Below are 26,556 nucleotides of genomic sequence, written 5' to 3'. Positions count from 1 at the left end.
GAATCAAAGAAGTAGAAGGCACCTTAATTCTGCTTCCCACAAAAAAAGAAAAAACAAGATATGGGCAGCAAGTTGCAAGATTAAGATTCCGTGCAAGAGCAGCAATAGAACCCTGTATTTCACATTTAAAAAGAAACCACTCCTTAGGATTAAACTTCCTTAAAGGAGTGGCTGGAGATATTCATAACGCTCTATTAGCAGGGATTGGATACAATTTGAAGATGAGATTGAACCAAATCAAACAACAAATTCTTTTTTGGCTCGAAGTTGTTCTCAAAATCTTCTTAGGCAAGTATAATTTTCAAAATGAAAAATTAGCTTTTTAAGGAATGACTAAATAATAATATAAGTGAAAAAAAATATTTTATTCAAGCAACATTAAACCCGGAAGATTTAGAGGTAACAGGTAATTTTGTTCAAGAAGAAAGTGGAATGTATGCTTTGGAAACATACGAAGATTTTGACTTTAATAATGATAAATATAATCAATCTTTTAATAATAAATTTGGTATAAATAGTGTGGACGTGGGCTCAAAATTATTGGACAATTCAAACTTTGAGACTAAGCTTAAATTTTCCAGCAGCAATCTTTTGGATAAAGTTGGAGAGAAGTTGATAATAAATCCCGTTTTATTTCTTAAAAATGATGTTGAAATTTTTAATCAGGTAGAAGCTAGAAAGTATCCTATTGATTTCATTTCCGGATTTGTTAAAGAGAAAAGAATCGAAATCAACATTCCTGAAAACTATAAAATAGCTGATTTTCCAAAGAATAAGAAAATTAAAACAGATGATAAAGAGATTGGTTATTCATATATTATAGAAGAAAAAAACGGAAAGGTTATTTTAACAACTAAGGTAGAAGTACAGCGTGCAACTTACCCTAAGGAGTTTTATCCGGCTTTTAAACAAATTTGGAAAGTGATTTCAGATTGCGAAAACCAGGTAATCAGCTTAAGTAAGAAATAATTAGTGTATATTTTCTGAAATGAGTATCTTTAGAATAAGATTTTATAAAAACCGTTCATGTTTTGAATGGTTTTTGTATTTACCATTAAAATTGAAACTATGAGAAACACAATTGCCGTTTTGGCTTTATCCTCATTCTTAGCATTTACTGCCTGTACAAAAAATGAAAAAGCAGGAACAGTTACGGAAACGGCTGAAAAACAAGCAGAAGACTTTGTCGTAGATTCTGTTATAATAAATGATTCTACAAAGGTTGCCGATTCATTAACGCTTGCTTTTACTTCAAAGCTTTTGGTTTTTCCTTCAGTAAAAGATAAAAAACTCTTAGACAGTATTTATTTTCAGGATCCGAAAATTAAAGATTTTTCCAAAACAGGACTACAGACCTTTCTGGAAAATCAGAAAAATGAGTATTTCAATTCTATAAAAAAGGAGAATCAGGACTGGATTACTGAAGTGACCCGTGCTCAGAAGTGGTATTCAAATTCTTCCATGAATTTAAAATCCAATATCAACGGCTATATGCATATTCAGTATGAAACCAATGCCTATATTGGTGGCGCACATGATGAATATGGATATTCGGAGAGGGTTTTTGACCTTAAGAATAATAAAAAACTTGAATTAAAAGATATTACTTCCATGCCATCGGGCGCAATCGAAGCGATCCTAATGAAAAATATCAATACCATAAAAAGTGGAACAACGGATGAGAATGGCGAGGTAAAAAATTCTGAAATGCTGCTGGTTGATAAAATACCAGTCTCTGGTAATTTCTATTTTGATGACAAAAACCTGTATTTCCATTATAGTCCGTACGAAATTGCGGCCTTTGCTGCAGGAGATATTACAATTCCTGTTTCGTGGGAAGAACTTAAAGGAACCTTAAATGCCGAATTTAAAGAAAGAATGAAAATTAAGTAAATAAATGCTTCCGGTTCAGGAAGCATTTTTTAATTTTGCGGTAATGGAAAAAGTAGCTTTTATCATCAATCCTTTTTCGGCTAAGAAAAATTATCAGCCGTTTCTCAGCGAACTGAAAAAAAAAGTTGATAACCCGTCATATTATATCTCCGAATCTATTGCCGGAACAGATGAGTTTATTCAGACGTATTTTGATAAAGTGGATATTTTCGTAGCAATAGGTGGGGATGGTACTATTTCTACAGTAGCAAAAAATCTGATCAATACAGATAAAATTCTGGCCATTTTTCCGGCCGGTTCAGGAAACGGTTTTTCTAATGAAACCCGCTTTAATAAAAACCTCGATGAGTTGCTGGAAAAGATAAAAGCCAAAAAATCCAGAAAGATTGATACGTTCACAGTAAATGGCCGTTTGTCGATCAATGTATCGGGGACAGGATTTGATGGAAAAGTAGTTAAAGAATTTGAGAAAACCAGCCGCGGATTCAAAAATTACATTAAAGTTTCCCTGAAAACCTTCTTCAATTATAAACCGATCAAGGTGAAATTTTCTGATGAAGCATATAAGCAGTATAACGGTAAATACCTGATGCTGAATATCGCCAATACAAGACAGTTTGGAAATAATGCCTATATTGCTCCCAAGGCGAGTAAAAGTGATGGACTGGTGGATATGGTTTTGGTAAAAAAGTTTCCTCTTACTTATTCTGCTCTTTTTGCTTTCAGAATGTTTACCAAGAGACTGAAAGATGATGAATATGTGACCTATCTTCCCGTTTCCGAAATATCATTTAAAGTCAATACCAAAAATTGGCATCTTGATGGTGAGTTTAACAAGATTGAATCTCCTGTTCATGTGAAGGTACAGCCATCAAGCTTAAATATTTTGATTTAAAATCGCTGATTGATCGATAACAGGCTGATTTCGTAAATCTTATAACGAATTCTCTGTTTGCAAACTGAAGTAACGATGGGTGAATTTTAATTCTGTAACTTGTCTACACTTCCATCTTTTTTTCAACTTCCTGAGGATGATTTAAACAATAATGAAACTGTTCCTGGTCCAGTTGTTTTTCCCAATTGGCAACTACGACTGTGGCTACAGAGTTTCCGATAACATTCGTAAGCGCTCTGCATTCACTCATAAATTTATCAATTCCTAAGATCAGGGTCATTCCTGCAATCGGAATTTCCGGAACTACTGCTAATGTTGCTGCTAACGTAACAAATCCTGCTCCCGTAACTCCTGCAGCACCTTTGGAGCTTAACATAGCAATCAATAACAGCATCAGTTGTTTGTCAAGAGAAAGATGAATATTTAATGCCTGAGCAATAAACAAAGAGGCCAGAGTCATATAAATATTGGTGCCGTCCAGATTGAACGAGTAGCCTGTGGGAACTACAAGACCTACTATAGCTTTCGAACATCCTGCTTTTTCCATTTTTTCCATAATTCCCGGAAGTGCAGATTCTGAAGAGCTCGTTCCCAATACCAAAAGAAGCTCCTCTTTAAGGTAAAATAAAAGCTTGAAAATATTGAATCCGTTATACCATGCTACCGCTCCCAGAACAAGAACGACAAAAAGAATGGAAGTAATGTAAAAAGTAGCTACCAGAAATATCAGATTCAGTACCGAATGAAGACCATATTTTCCTATCGTAAAAGCCATGGCTCCGAAAGCGCCGATAGGAGCAAGTTTCATGAGCATATGAACAATTTTGAATACCGGAGCAGACAGATCCTGTAAAAAATGAGTGACATTCCCGCTCTTTTCCTTAGTTAAAACCAATGCAACACCCATTAAAATAGCAACCAAAAGAACCTGAAGTATGTTTTCACCTACCAAGGGACTAAACAGTGTTTCAGGAATAATATTCATAATGAAGCCCGTCAGTGTTGATTCGTGGGCTTTTGCCTGATATTGTGAAACATCACCGGAAAGACTTGCCGGATCAATATTCAGACCGTGGCCGGGTTGCAGTACATTACCTACCACAAGGCCAATGATAAGAGCTAATGTTGAAAACGTGAAAAAATAAATCATCGCTTTTACAGCAATCCTTCCAACTTTTTTTAGGTCAGTCATATGAGCAATACCCAAAGTAAGGGTAATGAAAATAACCGGAGCAATGATCATTTTTACAAGTTTGATAAAACCATCTCCCAGTGGTTTCATTTTTTCTCCCAATTCAGGATAGAATTGTCCTAAAAGAATGCCCGAAACAATTGCGATGATCACCTGGAAATAAAGATGCTGATATATTTTTTTTGCTTTCAAAGTGAAATAATTTTACATTTCTGAAAGTGCGAAAGTATGAATTTTTTATAAAAACATGACGAATGTCATGAAAAAGTTTCGGCGGGGCTGAAAGCCCCGCCGAAACGTCATTATCAAATGTATTATTATAAATTTTGTAATTTCCTCCGATACGGGAAATGATTATTCAACCGCCACGGAGTCATCTCCACGACCATCTGCGACTGCATGGATATTCCCTTTGTCATCCAGAACAATCATCTCTGTTTTTCCAATATATTTTGTTTTTTCAATGACGTAATTTTTACTTTTCAGTTCGGTAATGGTACTTTCCGGAAAATTATTTTCTACAGTTATCGTTTCCGGAAGCCACTGATGGTGAAATTTCGGTGCATTCACTGAAATGTTGGCATTCAGTTTAAAATCTACAACATTCACAATAGACTGGTAAACTGAAGTGGGAATGGTTGTTCCTCCGGGAGTTCCTACCACCATAAAAGGTTTTCCGTTCTTAAGAATAATAGTTGGAGTCATAGATGAAAGCATTCTTTTATTAGGCTGAATGGCATTGGCTTCTCCACCAACGGCTCCAAACATATTGGGTACTCCCGGCTTGATAGAGAAATCATCCATTTCGTTATTTAAAAAGAAACCTGCGCCTGAAACCAAAACTTTGCTTCCATAATAACCATTAAGAGTTGTGGTCACAGAAGCCGCATTTCCATCCTTATCCAGTACAGAAATATGAGTGGTCTGCATAGATTCATTAGGCTGGGCTATGATTTTTCCCACTTCAGAGCTTGGAGTTGCTTTATCAAAACTGAAATTTTTCCATCTGCCTTTCAGGTATTCATCAGAGATCAAATAAGAAGTTTTATCCTGAATAAAATCAGGGTCACCCATATATTCTGCTCTGTCTGCAAAGGCTCTTCTTTCTGCTTCAGTCATAATCTGAACAGCCTTCGTAGAGTTCTGCTGATATTTTTCAAGATTTTCAAAACTCGCCATTCTCAGCATTTGGGCCAGAAGTACCCCGCCACTTGAAGGTAAAGGCATGGTGACAACATCATTTCCTTTATAGTCAAATTCAAGAGCTTTTCTCTCTGCAACTTTATAGTTTTTAAGGTCTTCCAGGGTAATGATTCCGTTGCCTCTTTTCATTTCTGCAACCAGCAGATCAGCTGTTTTTCCTTCGTAAAATCCTTTTGCTCCCAATTTTTGGATGAGCTTTAAGGTTTCGGCAAGGTCTTTTTGAATTAATAGATCTCCTGCTTTCCATGGAGCGTCTTTTACAAAAATAATAGAAGACCTATTATGTTTCTGAAATTTTTCTCTTTGGCTATTCAGCATTTCTGCCTCTTTATCTGTGATGGCAAATCCTTTTTCAGCAAGATCAATGGCAGGCTGAATAATCTTTTCCATAGGTAGCTTGCAGTGCTTTAAAGTAGCAAAAAAACCGGCAACACTTCCCGGAATTCCTACTGCCAGTCTTCCGTTTTGAGAAAGATCGGTATCGGCTTTTCCTTTTTTATCAATATACATATCCCGGGAAGCTTTTTTCGGAGCTGTTTCCCTGTAATCTAATGTAAATTTTTCCCCATTGTTTTTTACCCCTACTAAAAATCCGCCACCTCCGATATTGCCTGCTTGCGGATAGACAACAGCCAGTGCATACTGTGTTGCGGTAATAGCATCATAGGCATTTCCTCCCATCCTTAAGATTGCGGCTCCCGCTTCACTGGCTAAGGGATGTGCAGAAACTACAACGCCCTTATTTTTTACCTGAACTTCCTTAATAGTATTGAAATTGGTCAACTGAGCCCAGCTCAGTTGACTTATCAACAGGATCGAAGCAATTAAGATCTTCTTCATATGATTGTTTTTCTTTATAACAAAATTACCGATTTTTATGTAAACCGTTGGTGTTGATTGTTCTTAAACCTTTTTTTTCCTTTTCTGATTTTTGAAATGATAAAATCAAGATCATTATTACATCTGAATATTCGACTTAGTGAAAAATATTTTAATACTTTAATTTTTTTTGTATTAAAATTTAAATGGTTTTATTTTATTTTTAGTAAATATTGTATTTATTTGATGTTTTGTTGGTTAATATTGTTTTTTGATGAATAAAATGTATGTTTTTGTGTTGTAATTTGCTACATTTGATAAAAAATACAGAATGAGAAAAAAATACCAGAAAATTACTTCTTTAGGAATGTTATTCTTTGTTACGGCTAATGTTTATGCCCAGGCAACAGATACAATAAAAGTAAAAACTGTTGATGAAATTAAAATTACTGTTGGATCGAGAAATAAAAGCAGGGTAGCTACTGATACGCCGGTTCCGGTAGATGTAATCAATATAGGGTCACAATCGGTCCTTAGCCCGCAGATGGATCTTAATCAGATTTTGAACTATGCAGCACCTTCCTTTACTTCCAATTCTACCACAGTTGCAGATGGGACAGATCATGTGGATCCTGCGCAATTAAGAGGTTTAGGACCGGACCAGGTTCTTGTATTGCTTAATGGAAAACGAAGACATACTTCGTCGCTGGTCAATATTAATGGTTCCCCGGGAAGAGGTTCTGTGGGAACAGACCTCAATGCAATTCCTGCTTTTGCTATTGAAAGGCTTGAGGTATTAAGGGATGGAGCTTCTGCGCAGTATGGTTCGGATGCCATCGCAGGAGTGATCAATGTTATTATGAAGAAAAATACAAACAATCTTACCGCTGCGATCACGGCCGGTGGCTTTAATTCGAAGGGAGCTAATGATCATCGAGGCGGTTGGGATGGCGGAAAGTACCAGGTTGATCTGAATTATGGTACAAAATTGGGGGCGACAGGATTTCTTAATTTTACGGCAAGTTTTCTGAACAGAGACGCTACAAGTAGGGCAGGAACGGCTACGGGAGATATTTTTAATGCCTATAATGCCATTGAACAGAGAGCTCGAGAAAATGGAGTTGATATCAATTCTTTATTCGGGAATATTGGGAATACTTCCAATACCCAACAGATTATTAATTATATTCATCAATATGCTCCTTATGTCAAGTACTTCAGTCCTTCAATGCTGGCGGGTATCCAGAATGCCAACACAATTCCTGATTTACAATCAATTTTAAAAGCTGATGTTACAAGCAATGAATTAGCGTACAGAGGGCTTGAAAGAAATGATTTCAATATGCGGGTAGGACAATCTAAGTTGGGGTCGGGTCAATTTTTTATGAATTCTGAATTTGATCTTTCTCCATCTGTTCGTGGATATGCTTTCGGAGGTGTTTCTTACAGACAGGGAAATGCAGCGGGATTTTACAGAAGACCCAATCAAAGCCGGACGCCTACTTCACTTTATCCTAACGGTTTTCTTCCGGAAATCGCTTCTGATGTGATTGATCTTTCACTGGCAGCCGGTTTTAAAGGGAAAATAGGAAAGGTGGGCTATGATATCAGTAATACTTTCGGGCAGAATACATTTGATTATACGATAAAAAATACAGCCAATACTTCCTTGTTGGGTTCAGATCAAAGAAAGTTTAGGGCAGGAGGTTTGGGATTCCTGCAAAACACCATTAATGCTGATTTTGATACCAAATTCGATTGGCTGAAAGGGTTTAACGTTGCATTTGGCGGAGAAGTAAGGCTGGAAAGATATAAAATAGAAAGCGGCGAAGAAGCTTCCTGGGCACTTTATGATATTAATGGAAATATACAAACTCCCGGAACTCCTGCTTCATTGAAACCTACAGACTTTATGGGCGCCACGAGACCAGGAGGTGCACAGGTATTTCCAGGATTCAGACCTGAGAATGCTTTGAAAAAAGGAAGAAGTTCTGTGGCCGCTTATCTTGATACAGAATTGGATGTTACCGACCGTTGGTTACTAAGTGCAGCGTTGAGATATGAGAATTATTCCGATTTTGGATCTACCTTTAACTATAAAGTCGCTACGAGATATAAGCTTACCAATAACATCAATATCAGAGCAGCTCATTCTACAGGATTCAGAGCTCCTTCTTTACAACAGATTTATTTTAATGCAACCGCCACTCAATTCGTCGGAGGAACAGCTTTTGAAGTAGGGACATTCTCCAATGATTCTAATGTTGCACAGATATTGGGTATTCCGCAGTTAAAACAAGAAGAATCTAAAAGTTTTTCTGCAGGTTTTACGGCTAAAATTCCACAGGCAAATCTGACATTTACAGTAGATGGGTATTATATCAGAATAAAAAACAGGGTGGTTTTAACAGATCAGTTTTCGAGACCTGTAGGTACATTCCCTGCGGGAAGTCCGGAATATGACCTTCAGCAAGGTTTTGATAAAGCTAATGCCAATGCAGCGACCTTCTTTGCTAATGCTATTGATACTCAGACCAAAGGAATAGAAGGCGTAATTTCACATCGGTTTAAAGCCTCCGAAAAAGTATCGCTGAATTCTGATTTAGCAGTTACGGTATCTAAAACTAACAGGGTAGGAGATATCAAAGGCTCGGATGTCTTAGTGAATGCAGGACAGATCAACCGGTATTATTCTGAAACGAGTCGTGTTTACCTTGAAGAAGCCGTGCCGCGATTTAAAGCTTCATTGAATAATTCTTTGGAATTTAATAATTTTAGTATCCTTTTAAGGAATGTCTATTTCGGAAAGGTTACCGATCCCAATACAACAGATGTTAACGGAGATGGAATGGTAGATAGCAGCATTGTTAACGATCAGGTGGTTCCCACTGAACATCCGGTATGGGGAGGTAAAGTGATCACTGACCTTTCGGTTGGGTATAAATTTACAAAAGAACTCAGGGTGACCATTGGGGCTAATAACTTATTTGATATTTATCCTGATAAAAATTATGGTCCAAAATCCCTGACAACACCTTCCGTAGATGCTTCAGGTCAGCCTATAACCAATATAGACCTTACTAATCAGGATCAGTTTGTATATTCCAGGAATATTTCCCAGTTTGGAATGAACGGAAGATTTCTCTTTGTACGGTTGAATCTGAGCTTTTAACCGGATCCGGTTATACCTCAATTTTGAAATATTTTCCTACAGAAAATCAATGGTGTGTTTTTTTAAATACACCTTTTTTATTATGGTTAACATGTTTTTTTTACTTTTGTACAATTCTAAAAAAATCTGAAAAATGGAATCCTATACGGAAAGAATACTGATTACAGGTGCCTTGGGACAAATCGGCACCGAATTGACGAACAGACTTGTTGAAATTCACGGAGCAGAAAATGTTGTTGCTTCAGGACTGGACAGATGGCAGGAAGGGATTACTTCTGCGGGGCATTATGAAAGAATGGATGTAACCAATACGCAGTTAGTGAGACAGGTGATTAAAGATTATGATATCACTACAGTGTACCACTTAGCTTCCCTCTTATCCGGAACTTCTGAAAAGCAGCCAATTTTTGCATGGAAATTAAATCTTGAACCTCTGCTTCATTTTTGTGAAATGGCGAAAGAAGGACTTCTTAAAAAGATCTTCTGGCCAAGTTCTATCGCTGTATTTGGAAAAGGAATTCCTAAGCATGATGTAGGACAGGATGTCGTTCTGAATCCTACTACCGTATATGGGATCTCAAAAATGGCGGGTGAAAAGTGGTGCGAGTATTATTTCGACAAATATGGTGTGGATGTAAGAAGTATCAGATATCCCGGATTGATTTCATGGAAAACTCCTGCAGGTGGCGGAACAACCGATTACGCTGTTGAGATTTTCTACAAAGCAATAGAGGAGGGCAAATATACAAGCTTCATTTCTGAAAACACCGGAATGCCGATGTTGTATATGGACGATGCTATTAACGCAACCCTGAAGTTAATGGATGCCCCCAAAGAAAGTCTGACCGTTCGTTCGTCTTATAATTTAGGAGGAATGTCATTTACGCCGAAAGAATTGGCAGAAGAAATCAAGAAAGAAATTCCTGATTTCTCAATCGATTATCAGCCGGATTTCAGACAGGCAATTGCGGATTCGTGGCCGGCCTCAATTGATGATTCCGTAGCGAAAAAAGACTGGGGACTGTCTTATGATTTTGGAATTTCAGAAATGTCGAAAGACATGATCAAAAATCTAAAAGTGAAATTAGAAAAGAATTAATGATGTAAAGTAAAGCTTTATTTAAACTTTTATTTAACATCTGATTTTTAGTATATTATAATTTTTATCTAAAATTTAATTTAAATGATTTTATTAACTTTCAACATTATAGAAATTGAGGCTGAGGTAAAAAACAGCTTCAAAATAACCGATGAAGAAAGATTGAAAATCACTGAAGAGAATACAAAAGCCATTCTCAGAATTTTAGATATTCATGATATAAAAGCAAGTTTTTTTGTGGAGGTTTCCCTTACCGGAAAACTGCAGAATCTTATAAAAGCAATTTCATCCAAAGGGCATGAAATTGCTTTTTATAATAAAGATTCAAATCTTGATGACATTGAAAATGCCAAGAAAAATATTCAGGACCTGCTCGAAAAACAAATTCGGGGAATCCGTCAGAAGGATGTAAAGATCCCTCAGGAACGTCTGAAGCTTCTGGAATTTAATTATGTTTCCAATATCGACAATGCCAATATTCTTTTTCCTTTTAAAAGACTGAAAAGAGATACTGAAATAACGGAAGAAGACGGATTGAGTATTGTTCCTGAAAGCATCTCACCATACAGTCAGTTGCCCTATAATGATTTTACCTTTCAGATCCTGCCGATGAAATATTACCAGAATATGATGCTGGAAACATTACAGAATGAAGAATTTGTACTGATCTATCTCAATACCTGGCAGTTTACGGATTTTAAAAAATACCGTTTTGATATTCCTTTTTACAGAACTTTGTTTTCAGGCAGAAAAATGGAGGACAAATTAGATGCCCTCCTGAGTTTTATTAATGGGAAAGAGCTTGCTGTTTCCCGTATGAAAGATTATATTTTTTAGATGTTGGGTAGCGGTTATTAGGTAGCAGCTATTAGGTAGCAGGTGCTAAATTAAAGGGTTTAAGCTCAAGATTCCAAGTTTAAGATAGCCATCCACAAAAATAGCCATTGTCCACCACGTAACTCGTAACTCGATCCCGTATCTCTAATTCAGTTCAAAAAGGGTAATTTCCGGCAATACGCCCACTCTTCCAGGATATCCCAGTACCCCGAAACCTCGGTTGACATACAGCATCTTTCCCTCACTTTCGTATAAATCAGCCCACTTTGGATAGCGGTATTGAACCGGCGACCATTTTATATTTTTAAGGTCCAGGCCAAACTGCATCCCATGAGTATGTCCCGAAAGTGTCAGGTGAATGTTTCCCGGATGTTTTTTTACAACATAATCAAAATGAGTAGGGTCGTGGCTCATCAAGATCTTGGTTGCAGATTCAGGAATCCCCTTCAAAGCATCATCGATCTTCCCAAATTGAGGAAACGGTTTCAGTCCCCAGTTTTCAACCCCCAGGATGTATAGTTTTTCGCCGTTTTTCTCAATGACACGGTGCTCATTTCTCAGCATATCAAAGCCGGCTTGCTTTTCATAGTCGATAAGGGTGTCCAGATTCTGTTTTTTAGCATCAAGGGAAGTCCAGGTTACATAATCTCCGTAATCATGGTTTCCCAGGACCGCAAACTTGCCGTCTTTCGCTTTGATCTTCGAAAACAGAGGAATAAAAGGTTTGAATTCGTCCGCTACATTATTTACCATATCTCCGGTAAATAAAACAAGATCCGGATTCTGCTCATTGATCAGATCAATAGCATGTTGCAGTTTCCCCGGGTCTGAAAAGCTTCCGCTATGCACATCGGAGATCTGGATGATTTTGTAACCTTTAAAGCTTTGGGGAAGATTCGCCAGCTTTACTTTGATTCTTCTTACTTTATGACGGTATTTCCCGAACGTTATTCCGTCAATAAACAACAAAGAAAGCACTCCGCCCATTCCCAGTCCCGCAAGGCTCAGGAATTTTCTTCTCTCGGGAAAGAAATTATCTGCAGACTGGGTAAATCCGATAGCATAACTTCCGATTCTGAAAATATCATCTATCAGTAAAAATAAAACGACAAAGATTTTAGGAAGGATAAATACCAGGAACAGTGAAATCATGATCTGTGCTCTTATCATACTGCGGTCCGACCTTTGATAATGGGTTACCTCGTAGGCGAAAATTCCGTAGATAACCAGAGATACTGCCCAGTAGCCGGTTCTCAGCCAGAAATTATCGGTCAGTGTTCTTACGGCCTGATAAATATAAATCTCCAAAAACAGGAAGATTCCGGCAATGATTAAAAGATTCTTTTGCATAATCTGATGTAAAAAAAGCACAAAAGAAGATTTCCTTTGTGCTTTTTTATATTTTTAATTGTTTAAATGCTATTTTTTAGGAAATCTGTAAACAAGAGCATTGATGTTCATTCCGGCACCTACCGAAGTCATCACAATGTTCCCGTTATCTTTAAACGATTGACCAGCCATTTTTCCTTTAATTATTAAATCATACATCGTAGGAATGGTTGCAACAGAGGTGTTCCCTAAGTCCTGAATAGTCATTGGAGAGATCGCATGATCATACTCTTTGATATCATAAAGTCTGTGAAGCCTTTCAATCATGGCATAATCCATCTTCGCGTTAGCCTGGTGGATCAGGATTTTGTCAATATCTTCAATGGATAGTCCTGCATCTGTGATCGTTTCCTTGATGGCAACGGGAACGTTTTTAAGAGCGTACTCATAAATTTTTCTTCCCAGCATTCTTACGTAAAGGCGCTTTTGGTCAACTTCTTTATTGATAGACGGAGCATTCTCAAGGTAATTTAATTCAGGGCCATTGTCACAGATTGTATTGTGAGCAATGATTCCTACATTTTCATCGTCAGTGGCTTTTACGACTACAGCTCCCGCACCGTCAGCAAAGATCATTCTGTTTCTGTCATGTGGATCTGTTACACGGCTTAATGTTTCACCTCCAACAACCAGAATTGTTTTTGCTACGTTAGCTTTAATCAGGTTGTCTGCTAAAATCATAGCTTCTACCCATCCCGGACATCCGAAAAGCATATCATACGTTACGCATTTTCTGTTTTTAATACCCAGCTTATTCTTTACTCTGGCAGCCATTGTAGGCATGAAATCAGCATATCCGTTCTCAGTAACTTCCCCGAAATTACTTGCGTAAATAATATAATCCAGTTCTTCGCCGTCTACTTTTGCATCCTCAAGGGCAATTTTAGCGGCTTCATATCCGATTTGTGAGTTGGAAAGATCATCCTCAATGAATCTCCTGTTTTCGATTTCTGTAATTTCTACAAACTTCGCAATGGTCTCTTCCACAGGCTTTTCAATCTTTACTCCGTCTTCAGTATAGAACTCGGAATTCATGAAGTAATCTCTACCAATAACTCTGTTCGGAATGTAAGATCCAGAGCCAATAATGATCGTATTCGGCATTCGTTTATATGATTTTTTTAAAGATGCAAAGTTAATAATTAATATTAATAACGGAGAATTAAAAATATTATTAAATTTGCAAAAATTGTACTTTACAATCTATGAAAAACAACTCGTCCTTGAAAGGCTTACTTATTGCAGCTGTGGCGTTTATCGTTGCCTTTGGGATCTACTTCCTTTTTTTAGCCAAGAAGAATTATTATGTTGTAGATAATCCTACCCCGAATACCTATTATTTTAAGATTAATAATGGTTCCGAAGGAATCATTTCTGCGGGGCAGTATGTGCATGTGGATCTGAAGAAGGGGAAAAACTCTATTCAGGTTTTTGACCAGAATAAAAAAATGCTGTACGATTCGGCATTTGAAGTAAACAAACTTCGTGGTTTGCTGAACATTGCTCACCAGGATTACTACGTGAATGACCAGTACTACGGGTATAATCTTAAAAAAGATTCACTGTTGATGTCCCTTGACAAGACCGTGATTGATGGAAAAGATTATGTCGGAGGAGCAAAGCGTTTCAACAAGCTTTACACAGAAGATTTTTATTACAATGTTGATGAAGATTATGACAAAGTGATCAAAAATATCCAGAAAGTGGAATCAAGATCCAAAATCTTCAGAAAGCAGGATTACCTAAATTATTATAAAGAATATTACAAGTTTTAAGTTTTGACAAAAGATATTACCAAAGTTACTCCCTACGATACAGGGGCTACAAAAAAAAGCCAGGTGGAGGATATGTTCGACAATATTGCGCCGAAGTATGACCTTCTGAACCATGTTTTATCCATGAAAATTGATGTTTTATGGAGAAATAAACTGGTAAAATGGATGAAAAATGATAACCCGCAGGAAGTGCTGGATGTGGCTACTGGAACGGGAGATCTGGCAATTACGATCGAAAAAGGAACCGGTTCCAAAGTAGTTGGTTTAGATTTATCACAACAAATGCTCAATGTTGGCGTTATTAAAATAAAAAAACTTAAATTAGACGGCAAAATTTCCATGCAAAAAGGAGATGCAGAAAATTTACCTTTCGAGGACAATAGATTCGATGCCGTTTCCGTTGCATTTGGAGTAAGGAATTTTGAAAACCTTACCAAAGGTTTGGCAGAGTTAAGAAGAGTAGTTAAAGATAACAAGAGTGTTTATATACTGGAGTTTTCAAAGGTTGAGGGTTTCATGGGGCCATTGTATATGTTTTATTTCAAAAATATATTGCCTGCCATTGGCAGATTGGTTTCTAAAGATAATAGGGCGTATACATACCTTCCGGATTCTGTAAATGCTTTTCCTTTCGGGGAAAAGATGAAGCAAATTCTTTTAGATACGGGATTTAAGAAAGTAGAATATAAAAAATTAAGTTTAGGTATAGCCACAATTTACAAAGCAACAAAGTAACCTATGAATAAATTTCTATTAAAAGCACTGGTTTTGACCTCAGTAAATGTTGCCGTTTTTGCAAACGCGCAATTTAGAACCCGAAACAGAATGGATAAGTTGGAAGATTTCGACGAACAAAAATTCAGCTGGGGGTTTTATCTGAACGGGAACAGACTAGACTACCGCATTGTACTGCACCCTAGGTACGGTATGAATGAAAATCAGAATCTTGTTACCTCTAAAGAAAGTTACAGTTTCGGTGCCGGTCTTATCGCAAAATGGAGACTGAACGACTATCTTGATGTAAGATTAGAACCTGGTTTACAGTTTGCTCAAAGACAGTTGACTTTTAATACGCAATCAAATGACATCTATGCCGGCGGATCTTTAACCAATCCTCCTTTCATGCCGATCCCTTTACAGGAAAAAGATAAAGTAAGAGAAATCAAATCTACCCTGGTAGATATTCCTGTAATGCTGGAACTTCATGGGCAGAGATGGTACAATTCAAGGCCTTATGTTGCTGCAGGGGTAAACTATATTGTGAACCTGCAGTCTAATGCATCTTCTACCGATGATAATATGCAGGGCATTTTCAGATCCACCACGCACAATTTTGCATGGTCTGCGGAAATGGGAATTCAGTTTTATTTCAATAAATTTAAACTGACTCCGGGAATCAGAGGAACGTTCTTTATGAACAACGAAAAAGTAGCGGATAATGCCACTACACCTCCGTACTGGGCTTCTGCGGTGTCTACATTACAGACAAGAGCTATCATGTTTGTCCTTAAATTTGAATAAGAAATATCCTATTGAAAAATACAAAGGAGGTGCTTTTGCATCTCCTTTTTTGTTGGCACCTCAAAATATAGTGGCTTTTATTTTTGTTAGTGTTATTATTTTTTTATTTTTGCTTCTAGTTAGAATATACAACCTGAAATGCTTCAAAATTTAGAAAACAATTTTTCAGAATTAGAGAGAAAGATTTTGGCTCTTCAAAAGAATTACAGAAATCTTACTGAAAAGTTAGCGGAATTAAGTACTGAGCATGAAGATTTGAAGAAGAAGTATGATGAGGAAAGAAGAAGAAATCAGGTATTAGCAGAAGAACAAAAAAATATAAAACTTTATTCAGCAATATCAGGAAATCCTGAACACAATAGGTTAATGAAAAATCATATCAACAGATTGGTGAAAGAAATTGATTTCTGTATTGCTCAGCTTCAAAACAGTGGACTATAATGGAGGTAAGGAGAATAACCGTAAACATTGCAGGAAGGGTATATCCGCTGAACGTACCGGCAGCAGAGGAGGAGACTTTGCGTAAAGTCGGGAAGCAGATCGAAAATATGATTAAAGATTTTGAACAAAACTTCGATGTAAGAGATAAACAGGATGCTTTGGCGATGTGTGCCCTGAAACTGGGAACCAATGCTGAGGTAGTATCTCTTAATTACGAAAAAAATATTAATTCTACCAACGACAGATTAACCCAAATTAATCAGTCATTGAATGAAATCGGGAAATAGATTTTTTTTCCTGAAAAAGACTGCCTACAATAATTCTAACACATTAAAGGTAAACTCAACGCTAAACAATTACCGAACAAATGTCCATTGAATGGCGTGCCGGTCTCCGGATTACAGACAGTGGAAATCAGTTCAAATCGTGTTGATTAGGAGTTTACTCTCAATCTCTGGATTATTGTGGGCTTTTTTTATTTAAAAAGATATGAATACAATTAAAACTCAATATATATTATGATAGAAGTTATAGTCGGCGTTATTTGTTTAGTTATTGGGGCCGTAATAGGGATATTTTTCTCTAAAAGCTCGCTCAATACGAAAGCAAAGTTTATCATAGACGATGCAAAGAAAAATGCCGAAAACCTTATAGAAAAAGCAAACGTACAGGCTGAATCCATAAAGAAAGAAAAGAACCTTCAGGCCAAAGAAAAATTCCTGGAACTGAAATCTCAGCATGATGCTGATATCCAGTCTCGTGAAAAGAAAATGCAGGAGGTTGAGAAAAGAACGAAGGATAAGGAACATAAGCTTAACGATGAGCTTAGCAAAGTAGGAAAGCTTGAAAAGGATTTAGACAAACAGATTGCAGATTATTCTAAGAAAAACGAAATTCTTGAAAGAAAACAGCAGGAATTAGATACCGCAACTGCTAAGAAAGTAGAAATACTTGAAAAAATCTCTAATTACACTGCTGAAGAAGCTAAAGCGGAATTGGTGGAAACCATGAAGGCTGAAGCAAAAACAAGAGCTCAGGCACACGTTCAGGGAATCATGGAAGAGGCTCAGCTGAATGCTAAAAATGAAGCCAGAAAAATTGTTATCCAGACCATTCAGAGAATCGGAACTGAGCAGGCCATCGAAAACTCGGTATCTGTTTTCAATATCGAATCTGATGAAGTAAAAGGTAGAATTATCGGTAGAGAAGGTAGAAACATCCGTGCTTTAGAAGCGGTAACAGGAGTTGAGATCATTGTTGACGATACTCCGGAGGCCATTCTCTTGTCTTGTTTCGATCCTGTAAGAAGAGAGATTGCAAGACTATCTCTTCACAGATTGGTTACAGACGGTAGAATTCACCCGGCAAGAATCGAAGAGGTGGTGGAGAAAACAAGAAAACAAATCGAAGAAGAAATCATTGAAGTAGGAAAGAGAACCATCATTGATTTGGGAATCCACGGATTGCACCCTGAACTGATCAAAATTGTCGGAAGAATGAAGTACCGTTCTTCATACGGACAAAACTTACTGCAGCACTCAAGAGAAGTCGCCAATATCGCTGCAACCATGGCTGCTGAATTAGGATTGAACGTAAAATTGGCAAAAAGAGCAGGTCTTTTACACGATATCGGGAAAGTTCCTGAGCAGGAATCTGAACTACCTCACGCGCTGTTAGGAATGCAATGGGCTGAGAAATATGGTGAAAATGCAGAAGTAGTGAACGCCATCGGAGCTCACCACGATGAGATCGAAATGAAATCATTATTATCACCAATCATCCAGGTTGCTGATGCTATTTCCGGAGCAAGACCGGGAGCAAGAAGACAAGTCTTGGAATCTTATATCCAAAGACTGAAAGACCTTGAATCTGCCGCATTAAGCTTTGATGGTGTATCGAGTGCTTACGCAATTCAGGCCGGTAGAGAATTAAGGGTAATGGTAGAGAGCGGAAAAGTAAATGACGAAGTGGCTTCTCAGCTTTCTTATGACATCTCTGAAAAAATCCAAAATGAACTGACCTATCCGGGACAGGTAAAAGTGACCGTGATCAGAGAAACAAGAGCAGTGAATATTGCCAGATAATAATCGGACAAAGATATTTTATAAAAACCTTTCAAGAAATTGAAAGGTTTTTTATTTTTATCAAAACTTAAAAATGCAAGAACTGTCCATGTCTTCAAAGCTGAAGTACATTTTCTCTATTCCCGTTATTATTTCTGCCTTAGGCTATTTCGTCGATATCTATGACCTTTTATTATTCGGGATTGTCAGAATTCCAAGTTTAAAGGCGTTAGGACTAAACCCTGATGCAGACGGAACCTTTATTCTGAATTGTCAAATGGTTGGTCTTCTGATCGGCGGTGTCTTCTGGGGGATTTTTGGAGACAAAAAAGGAAGGTTATCCGTACTTTTCGGATCCATTTTAGTGTATTCATTAGCGAATATTGCCTGTGGTTTTTTACCCTATTTTCCAAAAGAGCATTTAGTCTATCAATACGCCGCTTTAAGGTTTATAGCCGGTATTGGGTTAGCAGGGGAGCTTGGAGCGGGAATTACATTGGTTTCTGAAAGCCTGCCGAAGAGTTTGAGAGCCATTGGGACCTCAGTAGTTGCCGGATTCGGACTGATGGGCGCCGTTGTAGCTCAGCTTACAGTAGAGCTTGCAGGAGGATGGAATATATCTTATATCATTGGCGGGGTAATGGGAATTCTGTTGCTGTTACTCAGGATAAGTGTTTCAGAGTCGGGGATATATAAGAATATCGTGCATAAAAATGTTTCTAAAGGTAATTTTCTATCCTTTTTCACGAATAAGGATAGACTGATAAGGTATTTAAAATGCATCGCGGTGGGATTGCCAACCTGGTATTGTATCGGAATTCTGGCCGTTTTGGCCAATCAATTTGCCCCTGAATTTGGAATTAAGGATCTTAATCCCGGAAAAGCCATCATGTGGGCTTATGTAGGGATTTCTGTGGGAGATCTGATGAGTGGTTTTATCTCCCATGCTTTAAAATCCCGTAAAATGGCCATATTTTATATGTTGATATTCACTTTGGTGGGCGTCGCCATCATGCTCTTTGGCAATACCGACACAGAAACTAAATATTACTTATTTTGTGTATGGTTGGGCTTTGGAACCGGATATTGGGCTATGTTTGTCACTCTCGCAGCAGAACAGTTCGGAACCAATATCAGAAATACAGCTACAACGACCGTCCCCAATATGGTAAGGGGTCTGGTGCCGGTTATGATTCTGGCATTTGATACGCTGAAAGATAATTTTTCCGTAGTGGAAAGTGCTGCTATCGTAGGCGTGGTAGTTTTTGGCCTCGCCTTTTATTCTGCCCTTACCATCTCAGAAACCCACGACAGAGATCTGGAATTTACAGAATAGTAACTTCCTTTTTGTACTATTACATGTCAGAATTTGAGTTAATTAACTTTTTTTGTGATTTATGGAGCTATTTTTTAATTACTTTTGAAAGAAGACAAATTAAATTTTAACTAAAATCAAATCATCATGTCACAAAAAATTTTAAAAAACGCTAAAAAGCTAAAAAAAGACGATCTTAAAAATATCGTAGGAGGTGTAGCGGGAATCGCAACCCCGGATCTTTCGCAATGCGGCTGTAGTTGTACAGGTGCGGTTACAGGTCCGGCCTATTGTGTGAAATACAAAAACTGTTTACAGGTCATCACCTGCTAATGAAACAATTTATAGTGTTAAACCCTCTCCATTTGTGAGAGGGTTTAATTTTTTTATTGAAATGAGATTATTCGCGATATTCGTCATTTAATTGGTGATCATACCTTTTGAATATGGCGCTATTTTTAAGTTGTTTAATTAATAAATAATGTGTATTCCTTGTTTTTTATATTTTAATAATTTAAAAATCAGGTTTTTATTAAAATTTTTATGAAAATATGTTGCGAATATTTAATATTTGTTTAACTTTGGGAAGTAACTAAAACTATATTGTTTAATTAAAACTAAATCACATGAATAGTATTAAAAATGCTAAAAAATTAAGAAAAGCAGATCTTAAAAATATCTCCGGAGGAGTAATCGGAAATCCTGATTTATCTCTTTGCGGATGCAGCTGCTCAGGGTCTGTGACAGGTCCATGGTATTGTGTTCAATATATTGGCTGCCCTCAGGTATATACTTGTGGTGAAATATAAGAAAACATTTACATGAAATAAACATTTCCACATTTAATAAGCGGAACCCTTTTGATGATAAAAGGGTTCCGCTGCTTTTAATGGATGATATAAAGTAAGCTGCCAATACTTATACTGACCCAAAGCAGTACAGCGGTTAATAAAGGTTTACATCCTATTGTTTTCAAGGTTTGGATGGAAAGGGTAGAGCCAATGAAAAATAAAGTAAGATTTAAACCGGATTTAGCCACAGCAGTGATCGAAGTACTGAAAGCGTCAAGAACAGGAAAATAAGTATTCAGCAGAATGGCCACTATAAAATATCCGATAAACCATGGAATTTTTACTTTTGATTCTTTGTTCTTGAAAATAAACATCGTGATCAATGAAACCGGAATAATCCATAAAGCACGGGCTAATTTTACGGTAGTGGCCACTTTCAACGCCTCATCTCCATACTTGCCGGCTGCACCTACTACAGAACTGGTATCATGAATGCCCACAGCACACCAGAGACCAAACTGTTCCTGGGAAAGGTTCAAAAGGTGGCCGATAGCCGGGTAAATAAACAAGGCGATAGAGTTTAGGGTAAAAACAATAGCTAAAGCCAGTGAAATCTGTTTGGTACTTGGCTTAATGATAGGAGAAACTGCTGCGATGGCACTCCCGCCACAAATAGCAGTTCCGGCTGATAACAGATATGATAAAGGCCTTTCAAGCTTAAAAACTTTTCCAAGGATGAATCCCAAAAGCATTACGCTGACAATACTGACAACAGTTAACATCAATCCGGTTTTTCCTGCATGCAGGGCCTCATCAAGTTTTAGTCCGAAACCCAATCCGACAATTGAAATCTGCAACAGCAGATGAATATATTGATGCAAATGTTTTTCAAAAGGATTTCCTATAAAGACAGCCAGACCAAAACCAAGAACCAGGGCTATTGGAGATGATATAAAGGGAGTAAGACATAAAATAGCCAGTATGATAAAAACGGCTTTTCGTACAACTTCATTTTGAATGAGATCTTTCATATTGCGAACTTTAATGATGGGTCAAAATTCGGCAATATATTATCACAAAGTAAATTGTATTTTGTTATATTGGATAACTATAAGTTATAATAAAAGATAAAAGATAAAAGATAAAAGATAAAAGATAAAAGATAAAAGATAAAAGATAAAAGATAAAAGATAAAAGATAAAAGATATTGCCGTTATACAACTACTATCCATACGGATATCAATATTAATAGAGGTGAGCTTTAGTCTGCCACCCAAATAAATTAAATACATTCACCTGGCTTTAGCCAAAATCTGAAAAATATCGGAGTTATTCCGCAAACTTTAAAAATAGAGCTATCAGTTCGGACTGGTCACCCTTGGGAAGGATAAAATGAAAATTTCTTTCGATGCTGAAATTTTTAATATCAACAACAGTCAGGATATTATTCTTTAATTCGGTGAGAATCGTACTGATGGAAAGAAAGGCCATGCAGTCTGAGTAAAGCAGGTAATTTTTGATACTTTCACTGCTTCCAAGCTGTATGACTGTTTTTAATTCACTGATGTTAATTCCTTTTTCTCTTAACCTGTTTTGGATAAACTCCAATGTTCCCGAACCTTGCTCCCGGAAAATCATATCAATATCATACAGGTCTTTGGTCTGTAAAGTTTTGTGCGCAAGTGGATGACTGGCTTTTGCGGCAAGCACAATCTCATCTGCCTTAAAGGTTTTATAGTCGAAGTAGGCAGATTGTGATTCGCCTTCTATGATTCCCAAATCAATTTTTTCTTCCTTCAGAAGAGCAGAAATAGCTTCGGTATTTCCGGTAAGAAGTTCGATCTTTATATCTTTATAATAAGTATTGAACTTGGCCAGGATTTCAGGAAGGATATATTGTGCAACCGTTGTACTGGCTCCGATAATCAATTTTCCCTTATGTTGTTGATTAACCTGGCTGATCTGAAACTCCAGATCGCGGTAAATATTCCGTATTTTTTCAGCATATTCATGCAATATTTTTTCCGCTTTGTGTCAGCTGAATAGAAGTTCCCTTACGGTCAAATAGCTTGGCTCCCAGCTGAGTTTCAATTTCTTTGATGTGCTTTGTAACAGCCGGTTGTGAAATATGAAGCTCTTCTGATGCTTTTGTAAAACTTAGCCTTGATGCTACTGTATGGAAGACTTTTAATCTGTAATCGAACATAACGCAAAAGTACGGATTATAGTTGGAAATAGGGAGACACGATACTCTAGGGATAACCATCAACCAGCAAAAAAACTATAAGAAATCAGAAATAGACCTGTCCTGCTGACTTTCATATCTGCGGTTCTTGGCTTCTCCAATTTTTTGTTTAGTGTAAATACTGTTGTGCCCCGAAAGAAGATAAGAAACAACACAGGCGATAGCTACATAAACACCGCATTCGGCTCCAAATAATTCTATCCCCATTAGCATACAGGCCAAAGGAGTATTGGTGGCTCCGGCAAATACAGCAACAAAGCCCATTCCCGCCAGCAGACCGAAAGGAAGTGGAATAAATAATGATAATGCGCTGCCTAAAGTAGCTCCGATAAAGAATAAAGGTGTGACTTCCCCTCCTTTAAATCCTGCTGAAAGTGTGATAATGGTAAAGATCATCTTTAAGGCGAAATCATATAATGGAAGCTGCTTTTCGAATGATTCCACAATAATCGGAACCCCTAATCCGATATATCGGGTCGTTCCCATGATCAGAACCGCTAAAGTGATGATCGTTCCTCCAACAACAGGCCGTAGAGGAGGATATGTAATCTTAGACTTGAAAATAGCACCCGCCCAATGAATAATTTTACTGAACGCTGCTGCGCAGATTCCAAATACAATTCCTGCCAGGATACTGTAAACAATAGGTAAAAACTCAGGTTTTGGAATAAGATCGATATGGTAATGTGTATGTGTCACATTCCAGAGATTCGTGATCCAATCTGCGAGAATAGCCGAAGCAAAAGCAGGAAAAATGGCAGTGTATCGTATTCTTCCGATCAGAAAAACTTCAAGTCCGAACACAGCTCCTGCGAGCGGAGTTCCGAAAACAGAGCCAAAACCTGCAGCAATGGCGGAAATAATTAATACTTTTCTTTCGTTTCTGTCAAGTTTAAACGGTTTTGTCAGTTGGTCAGCAATAGCACCGGCCATTTGAAGAGCGGTACCTTCACGACCTGCCGAACCTCCAAAAAAATGAGTGGCAATGGTTCCAAGATAGACAAAAGGCGCCATTTTCAATGGAATAATACGCTGGGGATCATGAATGGTATCGATCAGAAGGTTATTCCCCGCTTCTACATCTTTTCCCCAATAATAATATAAAAGTCCGATGAGAAAACCGGCGACAGGAAGCAAGGCAACCAGCCAGATATGATTTTCTCTGAACCGGGTAGCCCATTCCAGAGATTGCAAAAATCCTGCAGAAGCTGTTCCTACCAATACCCCGATAATAGTACTGATCAGCAGCCATTTAAAAATATGGGGCAGTGCCGGAAATTTCCTGAAGAAAAAATAAGTGTGAAAAACTGCTTTTTTACCAAGTGTCCGTTGATGTTTTGACATAATAATCCTGATTAGTTATTGTTAATAATCTCTCAATCAGGCGTCATCAGCTTCTGTAAAGCGGTTGGGTAAGGAAGAACACCATTTCCTTTTGGTACTGCAAATATATGAATTAAGATAAAAAGATAAAAGATAAAAGATAAAAGATAAAAGATAAAAGATCTTGCCGTTACACCACTATTATCCATACGGATATCAATATCAATAGAGGTGGGCTTTAGCCCAAGCTTAGAAATGAAGCAAGTTTTTAATATATCGGGTAATGTATAGCCTTATCGATTTCAAGGGGATTGTTATATTTTCTGATCACCTCCTGCATACTTTTCGTTTGTGTATTCAGCTCATCAACATTATGTATTTCTTTTCCGTTGATATTGATTTTTAAATCATTATCTGTTTTGCTGAAGTTATTTCTTTCGTAGGCGAAAGGGTCATTATAGAATTCCATCATCAGCTTATGCTTTTGTTTTTCGTTAATAGGAATGGCTTTATTTCCGAAGTTAGATTCCACGAAAGATTCTGTGGAATAGCTCTGGGGAAGTTTCTGGCTTTTAATGAGATTGTAGATGAAATTTTTCTTTGTATCTGATAATTCAAAAATTAAACCGGGAAGTCCGCGAAATTTAAACGGGCCTTCATTAAAAGGAATATCTTTACAGAACCAGGCCGTCCAGCTTCTTCCTCCGAAATTTGCTGTTGCTTTTTGCAGGTTATAATGTTCTGCTTTCTTAGTTTCATCAGAAATATTCCAACTGATCTTATCGGTTGTTTTAAAAGTATAGTATCCCCGTTTTATATTGATGTAATTTTCGTGATCAAAAGAATTGATTTTTCTTTTGACGATCTGACCAGACATATCAGTATACTCGGAATTCATCCCGAATTTTTTGTTCAAAGAATCGGTAATCGCCAGGTTCTGACCATAAAATTTCACTTCTTTAGGGCCGATGTCTAATACCATATTCAATTTTTCAGGCATCATATCTGTAGAGTCCATTTTGTATTGCAACTCGTAGATAAATCTATTAGTCTGTGCGTGGATGAAAGCGATCATCAGCAAAGCAAAGATTGAGAAACTATTTTTCATCTTATGAATGTGAATGGTGTAAGTTTTCGAAGTTGAGATGTTATAAAAAAGGCTTCATTTCATCCTCAATCTGTGTTCTCAGCTCCATCAGGCGTTTGGCATACATTTCCTGCTGTTTTTCTTCTTCTGTGGTTGGAACCCATTTCGGAACAGGAAGTTTTTTGCCGTTTTCATCTACGGCAACAAATACAATAATGCAGTGTGTCTTTTTATCAAATGTAGGCTGCTTAAGGTTTCTTGAAAACACATTGATGGCAATATGCATACTTGATGTTCCGGTATAAATAACCTGAGCATCTACTTTTACTACTTCTCCGATTTTAATCGGTTCATAAAAGCGGATTCCTCCTACATACACCGTTACTGAATAATTTCCGCTCCATGTCGTAGCACAGGCATATCCTGCCTGATCAATCCATTTCATTACACTTCCTCCATGTACATTTCCTCCGTAGTTAACGTCTGAAGGCTCTGAAATAAACTGAAAAGTAATTGGTTTGTTCTCCATCTTTATAAAATTTGAATAAAGTTATTTAATAATTTTTAAAGTTTTAGATTAAATCCTACTTTTGAAAGACGAAACGTATTAACGAGAATTTTTAACACAATAAAAGACTTAGAAATTGTAATGAAGAAAGTATTCTATCTCAACACATGTGATACCTGCAGAAGAATTTTAGCACAATTTGACCTTACAGACTGGGAACTTCGTGAAATCAAAAAAGAGCCGGTCACAAAAGAAGAGCTTGCAGAAATGTATAAGAAAACAAAATCATATGTAGCTTTATTCAGTAAAAAATCAACTCAGATCAAGGTAAGAGGGTTAGATGTAAAAGCTTTAACTGAAAAGGATTTTAAAGAACTATTATCAGACCATTATACTTTTTTGAAAAGACCGGTTTTTCTAACTGACAAAGAAATATTTGTTGGCAATGACAAGAAGAATGTAGAGGCATTGCAGGAGTTTTTTAATGGTAAGTAAATCTTCCATGTTAGGATTTCATTTTTTAAAAAGCTGAAAAATTGATTAGTAGAGCAATTATTATCATCTCTTTGTTTTTGAACATTTATGGCAATGCTCAGAATAAAGCCGTAATGAAATCTCCAAAACGGGTTGAGAATAATAAAGCCCTGGATACATTGGGCTACCTCAAAACTTTTGAAGCGAATAAAGCAGAATATATAGGCAAAAACTTTTCTTATTTGTTATCAAAAATGAAAAAGCTGCAGCCGCAAACAATTTGGAGCGTTCCGAATTCAATGGATAGTACTGTGGTTACAAAATCTTTGTTTAGATTTTCTGATATTAATTATCCTGTCATGAATGAGACAAAAATGCTGATTACATGGGAAACGGAATTGCCTTTTAAAACTGTTAACTTTAATAATCAAAGGAACAAGTTTTATTTCTCGCAACCTGAAAGGCAGTTTTACGGATCTAAAATTGTAAGAAATATTTTAGTATATAGATAAGC

27 protein-coding genes, 1 pseudogene and 1 riboswitch are annotated in these 26,556 nt (G+C 37.1%); of the genes and pseudogenes, 18 read left to right on the top strand and 10 right to left on the bottom strand.

Annotated elements, in window-relative coordinates; genetic code table 11:
• From M030_RS25725 to M030_RS0107045, 4 genes and pseudogenes are all read left to right on the top strand, one after another.
• A pseudogene (locus tag M030_RS25725) lies at positions 1-326 on the top strand (IS5/IS1182 family transposase); the annotation flags it as partial.
• Positions 327-441: 115 nt separating this feature from the next.
• The gene (locus tag M030_RS0107055; protein WP_185097385.1) at positions 442-969 is read left to right on the top strand and encodes a hypothetical protein; all 528 of its coding nucleotides are present in this window, start codon (positions 442-444) and stop codon (positions 967-969) included.
• Between the two features lie 99 nt (positions 970-1,068).
• Positions 1,069-1,893 (top strand): RsiV family protein, encoded by an 825-nt coding sequence (locus M030_RS0107050; protein ID WP_027372854.1) that lies wholly within the window; start codon positions 1,069-1,071, stop codon positions 1,891-1,893.
• 43 nt (positions 1,894-1,936) lie between these two features.
• Complete coding sequence (locus M030_RS0107045; protein WP_027372853.1) at positions 1,937-2,788, top strand: diacylglycerol/lipid kinase family protein; 852 nt, start codon at positions 1,937-1,939, stop codon at positions 2,786-2,788.
• A gap of 103 nt (positions 2,789-2,891) precedes the next feature.
• On the opposite strand, the gene M030_RS0107040 is transcribed toward M030_RS0107045, so the two are convergent.
• Both M030_RS0107040 and ggt read right to left on the bottom strand, forming a co-directional pair.
• Positions 2,892-4,172: a dicarboxylate/amino acid:cation symporter gene (locus tag M030_RS0107040; protein WP_027372852.1), complete on the bottom strand. Its 1,281-nt coding sequence runs from the start codon at positions 4,170-4,172 to the stop codon at positions 2,892-2,894.
• Positions 4,173-4,334: 162 nt separating this feature from the next.
• Positions 4,335-6,023: a gamma-glutamyltransferase gene (ggt, locus tag M030_RS0107035; protein WP_027372851.1), complete on the bottom strand. Its 1,689-nt coding sequence runs from the start codon at positions 6,021-6,023 to the stop codon at positions 4,335-4,337.
• Between the two features lie 310 nt (positions 6,024-6,333).
• Between ggt and M030_RS0107025 the strand changes: the two genes are divergently transcribed.
• From M030_RS0107025 to M030_RS0107015, 3 genes are all read left to right on the top strand, one after another.
• Complete coding sequence (locus tag M030_RS0107025) at positions 6,334-9,174, top strand: TonB-dependent receptor plug domain-containing protein (protein ID WP_027372850.1); 2,841 nt, start codon at positions 6,334-6,336, stop codon at positions 9,172-9,174.
• 133 nt (positions 9,175-9,307) lie between these two features.
• Entirely contained in the window at positions 9,308-10,273 is a 966-nt protein-coding gene (locus tag M030_RS0107020; protein WP_027372849.1) for an NAD-dependent epimerase/dehydratase family protein, read from the top strand.
• 84 nt (positions 10,274-10,357) lie between these two features.
• Positions 10,358-11,110, top strand: coding sequence for a polysaccharide deacetylase family protein (locus tag M030_RS0107015; RefSeq protein WP_027372848.1), 753 nt, complete (start codon positions 10,358-10,360; stop codon positions 11,108-11,110).
• Positions 11,111-11,254: 144 nt separating this feature from the next.
• Here the strand turns inward: M030_RS0107015 and M030_RS0107010 are convergent, their stop codons facing one another.
• Together M030_RS0107010 and M030_RS0107005 are read right to left on the bottom strand one after the other, a co-directional pair.
• Positions 11,255-12,460, bottom strand: a complete 1,206-nt coding sequence (locus M030_RS0107010; protein ID WP_027372847.1) for a metallophosphoesterase — start codon at positions 12,458-12,460, stop codon at positions 11,255-11,257.
• Positions 12,461-12,529: 69 nt separating this feature from the next.
• Complete coding sequence (locus tag M030_RS0107005; protein WP_027372846.1) at positions 12,530-13,603, bottom strand: 3-oxoacyl-ACP synthase III family protein; 1,074 nt, start codon at positions 13,601-13,603, stop codon at positions 12,530-12,532.
• A 101-nt stretch (positions 13,604-13,704) separates the two neighbouring features.
• On the opposite strand from M030_RS0107005, the gene M030_RS0107000 reads away from it, so the two are divergent.
• The 9 genes from M030_RS0107000 to M030_RS0106955 all read left to right on the top strand — a co-directional run bounded on the left by M030_RS0107000 (position 13,705) and on the right by M030_RS0106955 (position 20,423).
• Positions 13,705-14,274 carry a hypothetical protein gene (locus tag M030_RS0107000; protein ID WP_027372845.1) on the top strand — a complete coding sequence of 190 codons (570 nt, stop codon included), beginning with the start codon at positions 13,705-13,707 and terminating at the stop codon, positions 14,272-14,274.
• A 3-nt stretch (positions 14,275-14,277) separates the two neighbouring features.
• Entirely contained in the window at positions 14,278-15,009 is a 732-nt protein-coding gene (ubiE, locus tag M030_RS0106995; RefSeq protein ID WP_027372844.1) for a bifunctional demethylmenaquinone methyltransferase/2-methoxy-6-polyprenyl-1,4-benzoquinol methylase UbiE, read from the top strand.
• Between the two features lie 3 nt (positions 15,010-15,012).
• Complete coding sequence (locus tag M030_RS0106990) at positions 15,013-15,795, top strand: porin family protein (RefSeq protein WP_027372843.1); 783 nt, start codon at positions 15,013-15,015, stop codon at positions 15,793-15,795.
• Positions 15,796-15,933: 138 nt separating this feature from the next.
• Positions 15,934-16,236: a hypothetical protein gene (locus M030_RS0106980; RefSeq protein WP_027372842.1), complete on the top strand. Its 303-nt coding sequence runs from the start codon at positions 15,934-15,936 to the stop codon at positions 16,234-16,236.
• Complete coding sequence (locus M030_RS0106975; protein ID WP_027372841.1) at positions 16,236-16,523, top strand: cell division protein ZapA; 288 nt, start codon at positions 16,236-16,238, stop codon at positions 16,521-16,523. Before M030_RS0106980 ends, M030_RS0106975 begins: the two co-directional genes overlap by 1 nt.
• A 231-nt stretch (positions 16,524-16,754) precedes the next feature.
• Complete coding sequence (rny, locus tag M030_RS0106970; protein ID WP_034722227.1) at positions 16,755-18,320, top strand: ribonuclease Y; 1,566 nt, start codon at positions 16,755-16,757, stop codon at positions 18,318-18,320.
• Positions 18,321-18,393: 73 nt separating this feature from the next.
• Positions 18,394-19,635 (top strand): MFS transporter, encoded by a 1,242-nt coding sequence (locus M030_RS0106965; RefSeq protein ID WP_027372839.1) that lies wholly within the window; start codon positions 18,394-18,396, stop codon positions 19,633-19,635.
• 126 nt (positions 19,636-19,761) lie between these two features.
• Positions 19,762-19,947, top strand: a complete 186-nt coding sequence (locus M030_RS0106960; RefSeq protein ID WP_027372838.1) for a hypothetical protein — start codon at positions 19,762-19,764, stop codon at positions 19,945-19,947.
• A 293-nt stretch (positions 19,948-20,240) separates the two neighbouring features.
• Positions 20,241-20,423 carry a hypothetical protein gene (locus M030_RS0106955; RefSeq protein WP_027372837.1) on the top strand — a complete coding sequence of 61 codons (183 nt, stop codon included), beginning with the start codon at positions 20,241-20,243 and terminating at the stop codon, positions 20,421-20,423.
• Positions 20,424-20,500: 77 nt separating this feature from the next.
• Here the strand turns inward: M030_RS0106955 and M030_RS0106950 are convergent, their stop codons facing one another.
• The 6 genes from M030_RS0106950 to M030_RS0106925 all read right to left on the bottom strand — a co-directional run bounded on the left by M030_RS0106950 (position 20,501) and on the right by M030_RS0106925 (position 25,589).
• Positions 20,501-21,436 carry a YeiH family protein gene (locus tag M030_RS0106950; protein WP_027372836.1) on the bottom strand — a complete coding sequence of 312 codons (936 nt, stop codon included), beginning with the start codon at positions 21,434-21,436 and terminating at the stop codon, positions 20,501-20,503.
• Positions 21,437-21,734: 298 nt separating this feature from the next.
• Complete coding sequence (locus tag M030_RS23840) at positions 21,735-22,421, bottom strand: LysR substrate-binding domain-containing protein (RefSeq protein WP_228375191.1); 687 nt, start codon at positions 22,419-22,421, stop codon at positions 21,735-21,737.
• On the bottom strand, positions 22,414-22,611 hold the full coding sequence (locus M030_RS25860) for a LysR family transcriptional regulator (protein WP_228375190.1): 198 nt from the start codon (positions 22,609-22,611) through the stop codon (positions 22,414-22,416). The genes M030_RS23840 and M030_RS25860 overlap by 8 nt, the downstream gene beginning before the upstream one ends.
• A gap of 75 nt (positions 22,612-22,686) precedes the next feature.
• Positions 22,687-23,994 (bottom strand): voltage-gated chloride channel family protein, encoded by a 1,308-nt coding sequence (locus M030_RS0106940; protein WP_027372835.1) that lies wholly within the window; start codon positions 23,992-23,994, stop codon positions 22,687-22,689.
• A gap of 30 nt (positions 23,995-24,024) precedes the next feature.
• Positions 24,025-24,092: riboswitch (Fluoride riboswitch) on the bottom strand.
• Between the two features lie 149 nt (positions 24,093-24,241).
• Positions 24,242-25,081, bottom strand: a complete 840-nt coding sequence (locus M030_RS0106930) for a GLPGLI family protein (RefSeq protein WP_081806299.1) — start codon at positions 25,079-25,081, stop codon at positions 24,242-24,244.
• A 40-nt stretch (positions 25,082-25,121) separates the two neighbouring features.
• Positions 25,122-25,589, bottom strand: coding sequence for an acyl-CoA thioesterase (locus tag M030_RS0106925; RefSeq protein ID WP_027372833.1), 468 nt, complete (start codon positions 25,587-25,589; stop codon positions 25,122-25,124).
• Between the two features lie 120 nt (positions 25,590-25,709).
• On the opposite strand from M030_RS0106925, the gene M030_RS0106920 reads away from it, so the two are divergent.
• The gene (locus tag M030_RS0106920; RefSeq protein ID WP_027372832.1) at positions 25,710-26,063 is read left to right on the top strand and encodes an arsenate reductase family protein; all 354 of its coding nucleotides are present in this window, start codon (positions 25,710-25,712) and stop codon (positions 26,061-26,063) included.
• Positions 26,064-26,104: 41 nt separating this feature from the next.
• Positions 26,105-26,554 carry a hypothetical protein gene (locus M030_RS0106915; RefSeq protein WP_123861930.1) on the top strand — a complete coding sequence of 150 codons (450 nt, stop codon included), beginning with the start codon at positions 26,105-26,107 and terminating at the stop codon, positions 26,552-26,554.
• Positions 26,555-26,556 lie beyond the last annotated feature (2 nt).

The organism is Chryseobacterium sp. UNC8MFCol (genome assembly GCF_000482305.1).
In the GTDB taxonomy this organism is placed as follows: domain Bacteria; phylum Bacteroidota; class Bacteroidia; order Flavobacteriales; family Weeksellaceae; genus Chryseobacterium; species Chryseobacterium indologenes.
The sequence above is the reverse complement of the archived record's forward strand: the minus strand, read 5'-3'. Positions and strand labels throughout refer to the sequence as shown.

Excerpts from the sequence above, each read along its gene's own strand:
- M030_RS0107050 (WP_027372854.1), top strand. The coding sequence starts at position 1,069 with ATGAGAAACACAATTGCCGTTTTGGCTTTATCCTCATTCTTAGCATTT.
- M030_RS0107045 (WP_027372853.1), top strand. The coding sequence starts at position 1,937 with ATGGAAAAAGTAGCTTTTATCATCAATCCTTTTTCGGCTAAGAAAAAT.
- ggt (WP_027372851.1), bottom strand. The coding sequence starts at position 6,023 with ATGAAGAAGATCTTAATTGCTTCGATCCTGTTGATAAGTCAACTGAGC.
- M030_RS0107025 (WP_027372850.1), top strand. The coding sequence starts at position 6,334 with ATGAGAAAAAAATACCAGAAAATTACTTCTTTAGGAATGTTATTCTTT.
- M030_RS0107020 (WP_027372849.1), top strand. The coding sequence starts at position 9,308 with ATGGAATCCTATACGGAAAGAATACTGATTACAGGTGCCTTGGGACAA.
- M030_RS0107015 (WP_027372848.1), top strand. The coding sequence starts at position 10,358 with ATGATTTTATTAACTTTCAACATTATAGAAATTGAGGCTGAGGTAAAA.
- M030_RS0107010 (WP_027372847.1), bottom strand. The coding sequence starts at position 12,460 with ATGCAAAAGAATCTTTTAATCATTGCCGGAATCTTCCTGTTTTTGGAG.
- M030_RS0107005 (WP_027372846.1), bottom strand. The coding sequence starts at position 13,603 with ATGCCGAATACGATCATTATTGGCTCTGGATCTTACATTCCGAACAGA.
- M030_RS0107000 (WP_027372845.1), top strand. The coding sequence starts at position 13,705 with ATGAAAAACAACTCGTCCTTGAAAGGCTTACTTATTGCAGCTGTGGCG.
- M030_RS0106990 (WP_027372843.1), top strand. The coding sequence starts at position 15,013 with ATGAATAAATTTCTATTAAAAGCACTGGTTTTGACCTCAGTAAATGTT.
- M030_RS0106980 (WP_027372842.1), top strand. The coding sequence starts at position 15,934 with ATGCTTCAAAATTTAGAAAACAATTTTTCAGAATTAGAGAGAAAGATT.
- M030_RS0106975 (WP_027372841.1), top strand. The coding sequence starts at position 16,236 with ATGGAGGTAAGGAGAATAACCGTAAACATTGCAGGAAGGGTATATCCG.
- rny (WP_034722227.1), top strand. The coding sequence starts at position 16,755 with ATGATAGAAGTTATAGTCGGCGTTATTTGTTTAGTTATTGGGGCCGTA.
- M030_RS0106965 (WP_027372839.1), top strand. The coding sequence starts at position 18,394 with ATGCAAGAACTGTCCATGTCTTCAAAGCTGAAGTACATTTTCTCTATT.
- M030_RS0106960 (WP_027372838.1), top strand. The coding sequence starts at position 19,762 with ATGTCACAAAAAATTTTAAAAAACGCTAAAAAGCTAAAAAAAGACGAT.
- M030_RS0106955 (WP_027372837.1), top strand. The coding sequence starts at position 20,241 with ATGAATAGTATTAAAAATGCTAAAAAATTAAGAAAAGCAGATCTTAAA.
- M030_RS0106950 (WP_027372836.1), bottom strand. The coding sequence starts at position 21,436 with ATGAAAGATCTCATTCAAAATGAAGTTGTACGAAAAGCCGTTTTTATC.
- M030_RS25860 (WP_228375190.1), bottom strand. The coding sequence starts at position 22,611 with ATGTTCGATTACAGATTAAAAGTCTTCCATACAGTAGCATCAAGGCTA.
- M030_RS0106940 (WP_027372835.1), bottom strand. The coding sequence starts at position 23,994 with ATGTCAAAACATCAACGGACACTTGGTAAAAAAGCAGTTTTTCACACT.
- M030_RS0106930 (WP_081806299.1), bottom strand. The coding sequence starts at position 25,081 with ATGAAAAATAGTTTCTCAATCTTTGCTTTGCTGATGATCGCTTTCATC.
- M030_RS0106925 (WP_027372833.1), bottom strand. The coding sequence starts at position 25,589 with ATGGAGAACAAACCAATTACTTTTCAGTTTATTTCAGAGCCTTCAGAC.
- M030_RS0106920 (WP_027372832.1), top strand. The coding sequence starts at position 25,710 with ATGAAGAAAGTATTCTATCTCAACACATGTGATACCTGCAGAAGAATT.